12 protein-coding genes and 4 pseudogenes are annotated in these 13,969 nt (G+C 55.3%); 8 read left to right on the top strand and 8 right to left on the bottom strand.

What is annotated here, in order from left to right; all coding sequences use genetic code 11:
* Window positions 1-17: 17 nt before the first annotated feature.
* Window positions 18-2,231 carry a CRISPR-associated endonuclease Cas3'' gene (locus U0L91_RS11790; RefSeq protein ID WP_330047185.1) on the bottom strand — a complete coding sequence of 738 codons (2,214 nt, stop codon included), beginning with the start codon at window positions 2,229-2,231 and terminating at the stop codon, window positions 18-20.
* Between the two features lie 380 nt (window positions 2,232-2,611).
* Here U0L91_RS11790 and U0L91_RS11785 point away from each other — a divergent pair, with 380 nt between their 5' ends.
* The 4 genes and pseudogenes from U0L91_RS11785 (at window position 2,612) to tnpA (ending at window position 7,328) form a co-directional block, all read left to right on the top strand.
* Entirely contained in the window at window positions 2,612-3,427 is an 816-nt protein-coding gene (locus tag U0L91_RS11785; RefSeq protein ID WP_330047184.1) for an alpha/beta fold hydrolase, read from the top strand.
* A gap of 156 nt (window positions 3,428-3,583) precedes the next feature.
* Window positions 3,584-4,279 carry a nucleoside triphosphate pyrophosphohydrolase gene (locus U0L91_RS11780; protein WP_330047182.1) on the top strand — a complete coding sequence of 232 codons (696 nt, stop codon included), beginning with the start codon at window positions 3,584-3,586 and terminating at the stop codon, window positions 4,277-4,279.
* 9 nt (window positions 4,280-4,288) lie between these two features.
* The gene (locus U0L91_RS11775) at window positions 4,289-6,556 is read left to right on the top strand and encodes a DEAD/DEAH box helicase (protein ID WP_330047180.1); all 2,268 of its coding nucleotides are present in this window, start codon (window positions 4,289-4,291) and stop codon (window positions 6,554-6,556) included.
* A 272-nt stretch (window positions 6,557-6,828) separates the two neighbouring features.
* Window positions 6,829-7,328: pseudogene (tnpA, locus tag U0L91_RS11770) on the top strand (IS200/IS605 family transposase).
* Between the two features lie 69 nt (window positions 7,329-7,397).
* Here the strand turns inward: tnpA and U0L91_RS11765 are convergent.
* Entirely contained in the window at window positions 7,398-7,832 is a 435-nt protein-coding gene (locus U0L91_RS11765; RefSeq protein WP_330047178.1) for a YaiI/YqxD family protein, read from the bottom strand.
* 338 nt (window positions 7,833-8,170) lie between these two features.
* Here U0L91_RS11765 and U0L91_RS11760 point away from each other — a divergent pair, with 338 nt between their 5' ends.
* The 3 genes from U0L91_RS11760 (at window position 8,171) to U0L91_RS11750 (ending at window position 9,829) form a co-directional block, all read left to right on the top strand.
* Window positions 8,171-8,527 (top strand): AAA family ATPase, encoded by a 357-nt coding sequence (locus U0L91_RS11760; protein WP_330047176.1) that lies wholly within the window; start codon window positions 8,171-8,173, stop codon window positions 8,525-8,527.
* 59 nt (window positions 8,528-8,586) lie between these two features.
* Window positions 8,587-8,712 carry a hypothetical protein gene (locus U0L91_RS11755; RefSeq protein ID WP_330047174.1) on the top strand — a complete coding sequence of 42 codons (126 nt, stop codon included), beginning with the start codon at window positions 8,587-8,589 and terminating at the stop codon, window positions 8,710-8,712.
* 334 nt (window positions 8,713-9,046) lie between these two features.
* Complete coding sequence (locus U0L91_RS11750) at window positions 9,047-9,829, top strand: site-specific integrase (RefSeq protein ID WP_330047172.1); 783 nt, start codon at window positions 9,047-9,049, stop codon at window positions 9,827-9,829.
* A gap of 404 nt (window positions 9,830-10,233) precedes the next feature.
* On the opposite strand, the pseudogene U0L91_RS12585 reads toward U0L91_RS11750, so the two are convergent.
* The 6 genes and pseudogenes from U0L91_RS12585 to U0L91_RS11720 form a co-directional block, all read right to left on the bottom strand.
* Window positions 10,234-10,299 (bottom strand): annotated as a pseudogene (locus U0L91_RS12585) (transposon-encoded TnpW family protein); the annotation flags it as partial.
* Between the two features lie 48 nt (window positions 10,300-10,347).
* Window positions 10,348-10,752: an arsenate reductase ArsC gene (locus U0L91_RS11740; RefSeq protein WP_330047215.1), complete on the bottom strand. Its 405-nt coding sequence runs from the start codon at window positions 10,750-10,752 to the stop codon at window positions 10,348-10,350.
* Window positions 10,753-10,923: 171 nt separating this feature from the next.
* Window positions 10,924-11,001, bottom strand: a pseudogene (locus tag U0L91_RS11735) (4Fe-4S binding protein); the annotation flags it as partial.
* 14 nt (window positions 11,002-11,015) lie between these two features.
* Window positions 11,016-11,696 (bottom strand): annotated as a pseudogene (locus U0L91_RS11730) (arsenic resistance protein); the annotation flags it as partial.
* 32 nt (window positions 11,697-11,728) lie between these two features.
* Entirely contained in the window at window positions 11,729-12,742 is a 1,014-nt protein-coding gene (locus tag U0L91_RS11725; protein WP_330047170.1) for a permease, read from the bottom strand.
* Window positions 12,743-12,826: 84 nt separating this feature from the next.
* Window positions 12,827-13,135, bottom strand: coding sequence for an ArsR/SmtB family transcription factor (locus tag U0L91_RS11720; RefSeq protein ID WP_330047168.1), 309 nt, complete (start codon window positions 13,133-13,135; stop codon window positions 12,827-12,829).
* 376 nt (window positions 13,136-13,511) lie between these two features.
* Between U0L91_RS11720 and U0L91_RS11715 the strand changes: the two genes are divergently transcribed.
* Window positions 13,512-13,969: tyrosine-type recombinase/integrase (locus tag U0L91_RS11715; RefSeq protein WP_481804533.1), on the top strand; the 458-nt coding region annotated here is incomplete at its 3' end.

The raw sequence follows: 13,969 nt of genomic DNA, 5'->3' as shown, positions 1-13,969 counted from the left end.
TTCCATGTCAAGCGGCTTTAGAACAGAAAAAGACCATCGTCCGCCTTTAAATCCTCCGGGTTGAAACCGATGTCCGCGCGGTAGCAGCCTTCATGACCGGTAGCCAGCAGGTACACATCGCTTTCACGCTGAAAATCCCCCGGCCGTCTGTGCGGATACACCGGCTCACCATGCAGGCGAACCAGCTCCTCGTTGTAGCAGGACACCGTGATGGGGGCGGCGTCGCGGAGCAGGCCTGCCGTGAGCCCCTCGGCCCGGGCGCGTTGAGCGATGGTTTGGAACAAGTGAGCCTGCCCTTCATAAGGGACAATCACCTGGACGCCGTGGTTCTGGATCAGCCTGTACGCCTGCTCAACGCCTGCATAATCCTCACTGCGAAGCGCAGCGGTCAGGGCGGGCTTTTCCTGCGTCGCGCTGAACAGGCGGCGGTAATAGGCGGTAATGCTCTCCGGGTCATGGATGTCCAGATTACCGGAAGCCCACAGCAACTTGACGATCTCCGCGCCCCGCTGATAGCTCTCGCCCGGGTAGAGGCGGCCGCTGTCCTCGGGTACGAACACGGTGACCCGTCCGCCGCCGGGAACATTCCCGTTGCGGTTGCACCGTCCGGCGGCTTGGATGATTGCCTCCAGCGGGGCCAGTGCCCGGTACATCGCCCGGAAATCCAGATCCACGCCAGCCTCCACGCACTGGGTTGCCACCAGCCGACAAGGTTTGTTTGCCTGCAATCTGGCCTGAATGGTCTCGATCACCGCACTGCGGTGGGCCGGACACAAATCGGTCGTCAGGTAAAACAGGGAGTTTTTCTCATCGGGCGGACAGGATTCGCATAGCGCCTCATACAGCTGCCGGGCGTGGCGGCGCAGGTTCACGATGGCACACACGCTGCCCTGGTGCGCCATCTCTGCGGCGATCTTCGGGAGCGGCGTGGGGACTTTGAGCCGCCAATCGACCCATGTGCGCCGCAGCGCCGCATAGTATTGCCCGGTATCCGGCAAAATCTCGCGGGGGTTCCATCCGGTCAGGTTCGGCAGAGCGGCAAAGTCTGGCTGCGTGGCGGTGGAAAACACCATCGTGCACCCATAACTCCTGCATAGCGACGCCGCGGCCTTCATGGTGGCGGCGGCCAGGTCTGCGGGCAGGCTCTGGGCTTCATCAAACAGGATCACGCTGTCTGCGATGTTGTGCAGCTTGCGGCAATCCCCCGGATGGCAGCGGAATAGGCTCTCGAAGAACCGCACCGAGGTCGTAATGATAAAGGGCGCATCCCAGCGGGCGGCCAGCTCGCGCTCTTCCTCGCTCAGGCGGCTCTGGCTGTGATCAGCCAGAATGTGGGGAACCAGTGTGGAATATACCCGCTGGCTTTGCTCGGTCAAGGTGAGGAAGGGCAGAACCAGAATAATCCGGCGTTTGCCGTATCTGGCGCAGTGCCGCAGGGAAAAGTGCAGCAGCGCCAGGGTCTTGCCCACGCCGGTGGGCGCTGTCAGGGTAAACAACCCGGGGGCGGAATCCCCGGCGTCACCGCACAGCCGGAACACCTGATCCCGCAGACGGTTCAACGCTCCGTCAGCGCGGGAACTGCTGCGCAGCTTCTCCATCCGGCTGTACAACCGCTGAAGCAGGGCTTCAGGGACGAGAGGGTCGGTTGGGGGCAGCGCTTGCCCGGACGACGCCGTGTAATCCGCATCCACCAGGCAGGAGAAGAGCAGCCGGGTACGCAGCATCGTCTCCTCCTGCAATTCGTCGGGGGACTTTTCCAATGCCTTGAATTGAAAATCGGGAAAATCCTGCAAGAAAGCCTGCCACGCCGCCGCATACTCCGTCTGGCCGAAGAGGGCAGCCTGTTTCCCGGTAGAACAAAGTCGGCTTCCCCGGCCGTGGAACAGCTCGGTCAGTTCCGGGCGCATGGCGTCATAGGAATGTAAAAGACTGTGGTGCGCCATCGTGACTGCCGCGACGATTCGGTAAGACGGGCGGCGGGGACAGACGGCGGCGCACAGAAAAACCGCCGCGCAGACTGCATGGTCGATGTTCGAGGCCGTCCCGTCCAGGACCTTTTGAAAAGCCAGGCTGTATTTGCCGAAATCATGAAGCAGGCCGGAGATCCAGGCACAAACCGGCATACCGATCTCCGCCCCAAACCGCTGCGCCAATTCCGCTACGGCGGTCAAGTGCTCCCGGTTGGTAGGCTGTAACCCGTTTTCGTCTCTGGATTTGGCAAAATAGGTCATCCCGTGCAGCCCCTTCTTTCAGGAAACGCTCTAGTTTGTTTCAAGTATACCATAGACTGTGTACGTTAAAAGGGATGACAGATACACAGCCATATAACTTTGTGGGAATTGCCCAAAGGAGCCATGCGGTATTGTGCAGATCAACAGGAAAAGCCTGGGGCTCAAAAAGCGGAGTGCTCGGTGTACGCTGCCGCAAAGGGTGTTGAAGGCAAAATTGCCATAACAAAGCGCCCGGATATTGCGACATACGCAAATCCAAGCGCTGATTTTTGTGATGATAAACAGATGCTGGCGGCTGCCAATGCTGCTCCAAGGGGCTGTGCTTTCCCCAGGTCTGCTGTATAATGAAAGCAAATGAGAAATCGCAGGAGGTGACAGCCATGCAGGAAAAGCTCTACGCAACGCCCTGTGGGGAGATTCATTACTGGGTGAACAGTGACCTCGGCCCCGCAGCCATCACCCTGGTTTTTCTGCCGGGGCTGACTGCTGACCACCGGCTGTTTGACAAACAGGTTGCCTGTTTCGAAGGAAAATACAATCTGCTGGTATGGGACGCCCCCGGCCATGGCGCTTCTTGGCCCTTCCGGCTGACCTTTTCCCTGATGGACAAGGCAAGATGGCTGGACGAGATTCTCTGCCGGGAAGCCCTGTGCCAGCCGGTAATCGTAGGGCAGTCCATGGGCGGTTATGTGGGACAAGCCTATGCGGAATTGTTCCCTCAGAAATTGAAGGGCTTTGTGGCCATTGATTCGGCCCCTCTGCAGCGAACGTATGTGACGGGCCTCGAACTGTGGCTGCTGAAACGGATGGAGCCGGTCTATCGCCACTACCCGTGGAAGTCCCTGCTGAAAACCGGGTCGAAAGGGGTGGCCACCTCTGCCTATGGACAAGCCCTGATGCACGCCATGATGATGACCTACGACGGCGACCAGGAACGATACGCCAGACTGTCAGGCCATGGGATGCGGATGCTGGCCGAAGCCATGGAAGCCGACCTCCCCTACAAAATTCCCTGTCCGGCGCTGCTGATCTGCGGAGAAAAAGATCATGCCGGTTCCTGCATCCGGTACAACAAGGCCTGGCACAAAAACACCGGCATCCCGCTGGTGTGGATTCCCGGGGCTGGACACAATGCCAACACCGATGCGCCAGATGAAGTGAACGGGGTGATTGGGAAGTTTGTCGAGGGATTGTGACGGGAGGAAGAGTGCTCCCGGGTGCGTTTTACCTTGTTCAGTAAAAGTAATTATTCTATAATAGGATCAGATCTGTTGCGCATCCACTCTATTGAATGCCATAAGCGGTATACTGAAATTGTCTGTACGATGAAAAACGCCGAGGGAGGGATTGGATTGAAGAAAGATTCCGAGCGTCAGCAGTTTGAGAAAGCCTTTCAGGACAGGATTGGCCGTTCTCCGGCCGAATTCGTTCGTCAAAAGTTGGCCAACGGCACAGAGCCGAAAACCATCCAGTACCAGTACGAAATGATGGCTGCGGAAATCGCACGGCAGAATTCTTGTGCCGCTCCTCCTTTCAGCCTGTATGCTTCCCTCAAAAAGAAAAGGTACCACAAACTGGTCCGGGACCGCATCCCGGAGATCATCGAGGCCTCCGGCAAAACCTGCACCTGGGAATCCCTCTCCGACGAAGCCTACCTCCAGCTGCTGGACGAAAAGCTGAACGAGGAGCTGGCCGAATACCAGGAGAGCAAATCCCTGGAAGAACTGGCCGACCTGCTGGAGGTCATGGGTGCTGTCGTGGCCGCCCGGGGCTGGACCTGGGACGAACTGACCGCACTGCGAAAAGAGAAGCGCCGGCAGCGCGGCGGCTTTGCCAAAAAAATTTTGCTGAAGGAAGTGGTTTCCGCTTCCGCCGGGCACCCGCAGAATGCCGGAAAGCCCTGGAGCAAGGAAGAAGAATCCCAACTGTTACAAGAATTTCGCCGCGGCACGGATATTCCCAGTTTGGCACAGCATCACGGCAGAACGGAAAAAGCCATACGCAAACGGCTGGAGCTGTTGGGCGAAATAGAAGTCTGCAACGAATGAGGTATCGGTATGGCTGTATATCACGCACTCTCCGGCAGTGCTGCCGAGGACCTTTTCATCGATCTGTTCAGCGAAACCTTCGGTGCCGAGAAGGCTGGGTATCTCTATTCCCAGTATCCCTTCTTCGACATCTACCAGAACAGCCGCTATGCGGATTTCCTGCTGGAAAACGGCGGCCGCCGGGTGGCCATCGAGATTGACGACGAGACCTCCCACAACAAAAGTCTGGTCTCCTCCAACAAGTTCTACGACGACCTGCTCAAGCAGAACAGCATGATCTATCTGGGGTGGGATGTTTATCGCTGGGCGGTACGCCAGATGCAGATCCAGCCCGAGGCGGTCAAGGACGAACTGCGGGTCTTTCTGGGCAGTCAGCCCCGGTTCAAGGAAATCGAGGACTATCTACCCACCCAGCGCGGCAAAACGCTGGACGGTGCCCATCTGGAGCTGAAACAGCACCAGCGGGAAGCCCTGGACGCTCTGCAGGCCATGCGGGACCGGCACGAAACCATTGCACTGCTCTACCACGCCACCGGCACCGGTAAGACTGTCACCGCCGTGATGGACGCCAAGCGCTGCGGCGGGCGGACGCTCTTTCTGGCCCACACCCAGGAGCTGGTCAACCAGGCCGCCGACACCTTCCGGACTCTCTGGCCGGAGGTCACCGTGGGGCGGTACATGGAAGCCATCAAGGAGCCGGAAGCCCATGTGGTGTGTGGCAGCGTCCAGAGCGTGGCGCTCCATCTGGAGGACTTCCGGGATGATGCCTTTTCCTACCTCATCGTGGATGAGGCCCACCACGCTGCCGCGGACACCTACCAGAAGATTCTGGCCTACTTCCACCCGGCATTCACCCTGGGCCTGACCGCCACGCCGGATCGCACCGACGACAACCGGGCGATTCTGGATATCTTCAAAAACACCGCCCACAAGCTGGACATCCGGACCGCCGTGGAGATCGGCGAGCTGGTGCCCATCCGCTGCATCCGCATCCACACCAACATCGACCTGACCAGGGTGCGGTTCAACAGTGTGCAGTACAATATCCGGGATCTGGAAAGCAAGATCTATGTCCCCGAGCGCAACCGGCTCATCGTGGACACCTGGCTGCAGTACGTCCGGGACAAGCGCACCGTGGTGTTTTGCGCTTCGGTGCGCCATGCCGAACAGATTGCGGAACTGTTCCGGCAGGCAGGCGTGTCTGCGGCTGCGGTCTCGGGTGGGATGAAGCCCGCCGAGCGCCGGGAGTTCCAGGATCGGTTTGTCCGCCGGGAAATTCTGGTGCTCTGCGCCTGCGACCTGCTCAACGAGGGCTGGGACTGTCCCGAAATCGAGGTGCTGTTCATGGCCCGGCCCACCATGTCCCGGGTGCTCTACATCCAGCAGCTGGGCCGCGGGATGCGGCTTTTCCCAGGGAAAGAGAGCTTGATGGTCTTTGACTTTGTGGACAACGCCAGCCAGTACAATATGCCCCAGTCACTGCACCGTCTGTTCAAGCTGAAAGAATACCGTCCCGGCCAGCTGGCCGTGGCCCCCGCTGCCCAGAAGACCGCCGAGGCTGCCCTCTACGCCAAAGGCGAGAAGCCCGAAGCCCTCATCAACTGGCCGGTGGATGCCACCGACTACGAGTTGGTGGACATCTTCGACTGGCAGGACGAGGCCGCCGGGATGATTTCCCAGATGGAGTTTGTCCGCCGGGTGGACGTGCAGACCGAGACCATTGAGCGGTATGTGCGGGAGGGCAAACTGGTGCCCGACCTGGTGGTGCCCATGAGTGAGCACCGTACCTTCAAGTATTTCAAAGAGGAAACGCTGGAGCGCTACGCCAGACAGTACGGCTGGACCCTCATCGACGATTCCAACCGCAAGGAACTCTTCCTTGAGATGGTGCGCCAGATGGATATGAGTTACTCCTACAAGCCGGTGCTGATCCAGGCGATTCTCCGCCACGCCGACGAAAAGGGCCGCATCCAGCTGGCGGACATCGTGGCCTACTTCCGCGCCTACTATGAGGGCCGCCGGGCTGCCGGACTGGTGGTGGAAAAGCCCAACAGTCTGTTTGCCCGGGGCGGGTACACCGACAAGGAGGCCGAGCGGAATATCCTGGCCAATCCCTTCAAGCGGTTCGAGGATATGCAGATGCTCCGCCACACCCGGACGCTGGGCATTGTCCAGGTGGACGAATCGGTGTGGAAGAAACTCACCGCCGAGGAGAAGGCGGAAATGGAACGAGTGTGTGACCAGAAGCTGATGGAGTACTTTGAACGCTTACGTTAAGAAAGTATACTCTCCTTTTAAAAAGCGTTTTATTATAAAATCAATGCTCAATCGTCCAAAAGCTGCTTGTGCCAACAATCACACGTGTACCTTAAACACGAACTTGTTCCGGCACAAGTTCGTGTTTTTTATACTGAGTGCTTAAGCACAAAAAACCACCAGCTGTTCTGGTGGAATAAAACGGCTTTAGCCATAAACAAAAGAGAACCTCCCTGCAGAATAGGATGCGGTTTTGCCAACCACATTCAAAAAACAGGGAGGCTGTCCTTGAAATGAGGAATAACAAAGACGTAGACAGTTTAAGCCACACAACGTGGAGATGTCAATATCATGTGGTGTTCGCAGCAAAGTATCAGAGAATAGTAGTATGCGGACAGATCAAAAAAGAGATAGGGCAGATACTGAGACAGTTGCGTGAACAGAAAGGAATCGAGATCATCGAAGCAGAAGTATGCCAGGACTACATATATATATGCTGATCAGCTTTTCGCCAAGGTACAGTATCGCATATGTGATGGGATACTTAAAAGGGAAAAGCAGTCTGATGATTTTCGACAGGCACACAAATTTGAAGTACATGTATGAAAACAGGCATTTCTAGGCAAGAGGGTATTTTGTAGATACAGTAGTTAAAAACCAAAGGCGCATTGAGGAATATATCAAAAACCAACTGCAACAAGACCAGATAGCAGACCAGATGAGCCTAAAAGAATTTGTTAACCCGTTTACGGGTGGCAAGAATACTATGAGGCCCCTTGAGGGGCTTTGCTAGTACTATGCCCTTATAGGGCTTACTCAAACCACCGGCTTAACCGGTGGTTTTGATTTATTCCTTTTGCCATTACTCTTTCAACAGATTCTCCAGCGCTATGGCAAACGCCTCATCCTGCTCCCTCGTGCGTTTGGCTGGCCCTTTCGGGTGCTTGCCGGCACGGAGGAGCTTTTTGTTTTCATGCCGACGGGCCAGCAGACCGTCAATGTTCTGAGCCGTGTACTCCAGCCCGTTCTGGTTGAGCACTCTGGCCCGCCGGGCCAGGCAGATACAGGCAAGCCCATAGTCCTGGGTGATGACAAGATCTCCCGGCTGTACCCGGTTGACCAGGGCAAAGTCCACGCTGTCAGCTCCCTTGTCAAAAACCAGCGTCTCGGCCCCCTCCCGCTCGATGCGATGGGCCGTATCACAGAGGATTTTCACCGGCACGCCGTGGGCTCGGCCGATTCGCACCGTCAGGTCCACCACCGGGCAGCCGTCTGCGTCAATCAATATCGTTGGCATCCTGGTTTCCTTTCCGCCGCCGTTGATCGGCGGCTTTTTGTTTGTATTGTAGCAGATTCCTGTGCAAACGGCGATGCATCCCCCCTGTTTTTTGAAAAATGGGAACCAGGTTTTCTCCAAAAGTGAATCACGTTATCACCTTCCCGGCTGGCTTTTTCTACCGACTGGGAGGGAAAAGGGGCCAAAAGGCCCCCAACCTGCTGGCAGACGGTTTTGCAAGCATAGCGTTTGGATATCCAAACGCAAATTTGGGGACTCTCCCCAAACCCCGTACCCACTGCAACAAAAGGAGGCATGAAAATGCAGGACACATTAAAAACTTATACTACGCACGACCTATGGAACCCATCTCCTGGCTGCTGGCACCCGGGTTGTACTTCCTGGGCGGTTCGCCCAAGGTGGGAAAAAGCTGGCTGGCACTGCAGCTCTGTCTGGCCGTCTGCCGTGGAGAGCCCTTTCTGGGGTTCAAGACCAGGCGGAACGAAGTTCTTTACATCTCTTTGGAGGACGGACCTCAGCGTCTGCACACCCGTGCTTTGCATCTGACGGAGGAAGATCCCGCCGGTCTGTATTTTTGCAGCCATGCGCATTTGATTGGTCACGGGCTGGAGCAGCAACTGGATCAGATGCCGGCTGAACACCCGTCCATCCAGCTGGTCGTCCTTTCAAGCAGCTGTCGGGAACCAACGGTTTGAGCGGTGCCGCCGACGGCACAATCGATCTCGACCGCCAAAAGCGCCAGGAGGGGACGGCTATGCTGCAAGCCACCGGACGGGATATCGAGGATGTGGAACTGACGCTGGAATTTTCCGGCTGCCGCTGGAGCATCTGCAGCGTTTGTTGGCCGACAAGCCGTTTTCCGGTACCGCCACCGAATTGACAGACCGACTGGGGGACGAGGGGAACTTATGGGGCCGGCTCGGCTGTCCCGGTACCTGCAGAGCCATGAAGAGGAACTGGCAAGGTATGGTATTTTGGTAAGTCCCCGGCGTACCAGCAAGCAGCGCCTTCTGCAGCTTTGCAGCTGTCCTCATGACGAGAATGACGGCTATGACGCTTCTGACTTTGAAATACCGGATGTTTCGTCACAACCGTCACTGACGTCACAGGCATCTTAAGGAAGGAGGAACAAGCACGGCCTATATTTAACAATTTGGATAAAGAAAGCATAAAATTGCAATTTGTAATAACTATGCTACAACGGGGAAAAACGGATGCAGGCGCGCACCATGGATGTCCCCAAGGAGATTCCCAAGCGCAGTATCAGGCAGTATGTCTATGCGGAGGCTGAGCGCCTGGAAAAACGATTCCGCACCGGCATCGACGAAAGCGAAAACACCAAGTTCGAGACCTATGCGGAGCATTGGCCGGACCGGGCAGCCAAGCGATACAAAACCAGCACACTGGCCGGTTACCGAAAAATGCTGGAAGTGGCATACCCAGCGATTGGCGGTTTGCCGCTCTGCAAAATCCGGCCCATGGTCCTGGAGGAATTTGCAGAGGAGCTGCGCAAACGGCCCGGGCGGGGCGGCAAGCCTCTGAGCGAAAACACCGTACAAAAATATCTGGATGCCGTTTCCGCTGTGCTGCAGGACGCCGCAAAAAATGACATCCTGCTCTATCATCCTGCCCATCGGGTTGAAAACGTCCGGGTGGAAAAGCCTCAGCAGCGCATTCCCCAACAATGGGAGATGCAAAAGCTCCTGCAGTGTATTCTGCAGGAGCTTTTGCTCTATCGAGTATTCTATCTGATGGCGCTCTCCACCGGTCTGCGCCGCGGTGAGCTGTATGCCCTTCGGTGGAGTGATCTGCACGGCGGGAATCAGGTGAAGATCCAGCATTCCCGCAGTACTGTGGTTGGACAGGGCGTGCTGGAAAGTGACACCAAGAACCACCGCACCCGCATCTTGGTCATGCCGCAGATCGTCTTTGATGAGCTGAGGAACTGTTCACGGAGCAGGCCCTGGAAAGCAACGGGGCTGACTGGAACGGGTTGATTTTCCGGCGCAAGGGAAAGCCGATTCATCCCGACAGCTTCAGCCGTCACCTGCGGCAGCTGTATGACCGGAACGGGTTTCCCGAGGAATACCACCTGCACACCATGCGGCATTTCTTCGCCGCCTATCTGCTGGAACATGGCAGGCAAGCAGGTGGCAGCCGACCTGCTGGGACACGCAGATACCGCCTTTCTGGAACGAACCTACTGCCATCCGCAGGATATCTGCAAAGAGGAGGCTGCCGGGTTGTCTGAGTCTCTGCTGGCACCGGCAGAGGAAGAATACCGTGACACCTTGAATGAACGCCAATGCTTCTGTTTGTCCGGCACACCCACAATGAGGCTTTTCCCTTTTGGGAGGATGTTGTCAAGATATTCGAAGGGAATATCTTCCGAATTTTTGCCTCAGAAACTGGCGGTTTTAACATCATCCCGCATCAAGCGCTTCATTTTGTCCTCCAAGGTGTCTTTCGCGGTCTGGCTGAAGTGAGCACCTACTACATAGGTAAGAGATCCGTTTCAACGCAACTTTTCTTTTAGCGCCAGAACCTTCTTTTCAATTTGAGCGATCGTTTCAGCAAAGACGGCATCCTCTTTGCCAGACGGGTCCTCCAACCCCCAGTTTTCCGCATACTGAGAAGGCACATTGGGGCAGCTGACATTGCAGCCCATGAAGATTACCACATCCGGCTGGGGAATGTCGGAGATCAGTTTGTTGTACTGGGTTTCTTCCATGTCAATCCCGTGGAGCTCCTTCATCATCCGCACCGCACCGGGATTGATATGGTCTTTCAACTCAGTACCGGCAGAGTAACTTTCAAATACATCACTGGCCAGCTTTTTGCCAAGAGCTTCCGCAATCTGGCTGCGACAGGAATTGTGAACACAGACAAACGCCACCTTGGGCTTACCCTCACAGACAATCTTCGGCTTATAGGTGTCATAGTCATAATCGATGTCCAACGTGCCGTCATCCCCGAAATAGTGGATTGCTCCAGCAGGGCATTGACGTTCACATCCGTGACAGCCGTGAACGCAACCATTTCCATAGACCACTTTGGGTTTTCCGTCAGGGCCGTCCGGTTTATACACACCATGACGGCACATATCGTTGCAGGCCATACAGCCTACGCACTTGTCGTAATCAATAACCGGATACCAACCTTTGCTCATCTTCTTTTCTCCTATTACTCAAACCATTTTCTCGTGGAATTGGCGATCTTCACCAGCATCAGCATCACCGGAACTTCCGTCAGTACGCCCACGGTGGTAGCCAGAGCCGCCGGGGAGGTGGTCCCAAACAGGGCAATGGCAACCGCCACAGCCAGTTCAAAGAAGTTGGACGCACCGATCATACCGGCAGGAGCTGCAACATCGTGGGGCAGTCTCAAGACTTTGGCGGCCAGATACGCGATAAAGAAGATAAAGAAGGTCTGAATGGTCAGCGGAATGGCAATGAGCACGATGTGCAGCGGATTGTTCACAATGACCTCGCCCTGGAAGGCAAAAATCAGAATCAGGGTCAGCAGCAGGCCGATAACAGTCACATTGTCAAACTTTTTCAGAAAAGTGTTTTCAAAATAGTCCAGCCCCTTGTTTTTCACCACAACAGACCGGGTCAGCACACCGCCCACCAGAGGAATCACCACAAACAGCACCACGGAAAGAATCAGAGTATCCCAGGGTACAACCACATTGGATACGCCCAGCAGGAACTTCACAATGGGTACAAAAGCCACCAGGATGATGAGGTCATTGGTTGCCACCTGCACCACGGTGTAGGCAGGATTCCCTTTGGTCAGCGTACTCCACACAAACACCATGGCCGTACACGGAGCTGCCCCCAGCAGCACTGCGCCGGCCAGATACAGGATTGCAGTAAACATAGAGAAAACCTCCCTCAGATCAGCAGGAACTGGATCGCGTTGAAGAAATACCCCACGATGATGATGCCTACGGTGCAGATCGCGATAAAGGTAGCCAGCAGCTTGGGCTTTACCGCCTTTTTCAGCATAATCAGAGAAGGCAGGCTCAGCGTGGTAACGGCCATCATAAAGGACAGGATGGTGCCCAGGCCGGCACCCTTATACAACAGGCTTTCCGCAACAGGGATGGTGCCGAAGATGTCAGCATACATGGGAACACCCACCAGAGTGGCCAGGATAACGGCAAAGGGATTATCGCTGCCCAGGATCATCTCCACCCACTCCTGGGGAACCACATTGTGGATAAAGGCACCAATGCCTACACCGACAAAGATATAGGGGGCAACTTTCCTGATGGTTCCGAGCAGCTGCTCTTTTGCAAACTGCACGCGGTCATGGCGGGTCAGTTCCTGCCCTTCTGCTTCAATGTGAGGCGCATTTTTGATGAAGTCCTCCACATAGCGCTCCATCCCCAGTTTTTCCAACAGCGTGCCGCCGACAACAGCAATGACCAGACCGAGAACAACATACAAAACCGCTATTTTTGCCCCGAAGATGCTCATCAGCAGGACCAGCGAGCCCAGATCCACCATCGGGGAAGAGATCAGGAAAGAAAAGGTCACGCCTACCGGCAAACCAGCGCTGGTAAAGCCCATGAAAATAGGGATAGAGGAGCAGGAGCAGAAAGGCGTCACCGTACCCAGCAGCGCTGCCACCGAGTTGGCGCCGATGCCGTGAAACCGCCCCAGAATCTTCTTGGTGCGCTCCGGTGGAAAGTAGCTCTGAATGTAAGAAATACCGAAAATCAGTACCGAGAGCAGAACAAAGATTTTGACGGTATCGTAGATGAAAAATTGCAATGCACCGCCGATGATGCTGTCAAGAGATAAGCCCATTGCCGTCAGGGCATTCCCGATCAGAGCATTCATCCATTTCATTCCAAGGATCTGATCCTGGAAAAACAGCCAGATCGTACGAATCGCTTCCATAAAAGGTTCTCCTTTTGCCGATATATAGTTCTAATTTTTTCGATTTAATGTTCCGAACAAAAGCCATCGGCCAGCCGATGGCTTCTATTTCTGGCAAGTACATTCTGTGCCACAGATGTTTTTTTGGGTCAGAATCTGCAACAGCTCTTTTGCATACTGACTGCCTTCGTCGCTGATTCCGTAGTGCGTCCATTTGCCTTCTGCACGGCCGACTACAATGCCTGAATCACACAGGATTTTCATGTGATAGGACAAGGTTGATTGGCTGATATGCAGTTTTTCCAGCAGAACACAGGAACATTTTTCGCCGCTGCGAAGCTGTTCCAGAATTTGCAAACGGTTCACATCACAGAAGGCTTTGAAAACCTTTGCATCCGCAGCGTAATCGTGCATACTCCCACCTCGCTCAAATCTATTTTGTTCGAACGGTTCACAGTATATACCTCAAATCGAAAAAAGTCAACATGAATTTTTGGCGCTGGATGCTGTTGGATTCACCCGCCTGCTCGTCATTACGGGATAGTCTTTCCTAAAAAAGCCGTGCTCTTGCTATCTTCCGTTCCGGCCGCGGTTTTTACCGCCTTTCCTTGTTGGCTTTGTGTGATGTTGCTTTTCTCCAGCCCACGCAAGCATAGCCCTTTCGGAAGAACCCTCACGATTCGTCATGTTTGCAACCTTTTGGTGTTTTGTCCGGTTTGCACAAGTATTGTGACCGTTCTTCGTTGGGTTTGGCGATTGCTTTGTGTCAATACACAGCGGCGTGGTCAAGATGGCAAGCATCCGAAAACGAGGGCAAAACAGTTATCTTATCGTAATATCCCGCGGCTACGATTACGAAGGGAACCGGTTGAAAGCTGCACAAAAAACGGTACGCCCACCGAAAGATCTCACGCCCGGCCAGTGCAAAAAATGGCTGAACGAACAGGCAGTTCTGTTCGAGCGGGAAGTACGGCATGACCCACAGCCCGTGAACCATGCCATGACGCTGGCAGCGTATACCGAGCACTGGCTGCGGGATATCGCCCCAGGCAAGTCGCCCGCCAGCACCTATTCCCGTGACCCGCAGGATCTCCGGCGCATCCTGCCAGCACTGGGGCATTACAAACTGACCGACCTTCGCAAGGAAACCATCCGTGCCTTCTACGAAGCCATGCGCTCAGAGCCTAAACTGACGGATGGACAGCCGCTATCGGAACGGTCCGTGGAGGGACTGCACAACACACTGTG

Source organism: Gemmiger sp., assembly GCF_036306485.1.
In the GTDB taxonomy this organism is placed as follows: Bacteria; Bacillota; Clostridia; order Oscillospirales; family Ruminococcaceae; genus Gemmiger.
This window is presented reverse-complemented; position numbering and strand designations above follow the sequence as displayed.

Bases quoted from the DNA above. Each gene is read 5' to 3' on its own strand.
- U0L91_RS11785 (WP_330047184.1), top strand. From the start codon at position 2,612: ATGCAGGAAAAGCTCTACGCAACGCCCTGTGGGGAGATTCATTACTGG.
- U0L91_RS11720 (WP_330047168.1), bottom strand. From the start codon at position 13,135: ATGCACGATTACGCTGCGGATGCAAAGGTTTTCAAAGCCTTCTGTGAT.
- U0L91_RS11750 (WP_330047172.1), top strand. From the start codon at position 9,047: ATGCAGGCGCGCACCATGGATGTCCCCAAGGAGATTCCCAAGCGCAGT.
- U0L91_RS11725 (WP_330047170.1), bottom strand. From the start codon at position 12,742: ATGGAAGCGATTCGTACGATCTGGCTGTTTTTCCAGGATCAGATCCTT.
- U0L91_RS11765 (WP_330047178.1), bottom strand. From the start codon at position 7,832: ATGCCAACGATATTGATTGACGCAGACGGCTGCCCGGTGGTGGACCTG.
- U0L91_RS11790 (WP_330047185.1), bottom strand. From the start codon at position 2,231: ATGACCTATTTTGCCAAATCCAGAGACGAAAACGGGTTACAGCCTACC.
- U0L91_RS11755 (WP_330047174.1), top strand. From the start codon at position 8,587: ATGCTGCAAGCCACCGGACGGGATATCGAGGATGTGGAACTGACGCTG.
- U0L91_RS11760 (WP_330047176.1), top strand. From the start codon at position 8,171: ATGGAACCCATCTCCTGGCTGCTGGCACCCGGGTTGTACTTCCTGGGC.
- U0L91_RS11775 (WP_330047180.1), top strand. From the start codon at position 4,289: ATGGCTGTATATCACGCACTCTCCGGCAGTGCTGCCGAGGACCTTTTC.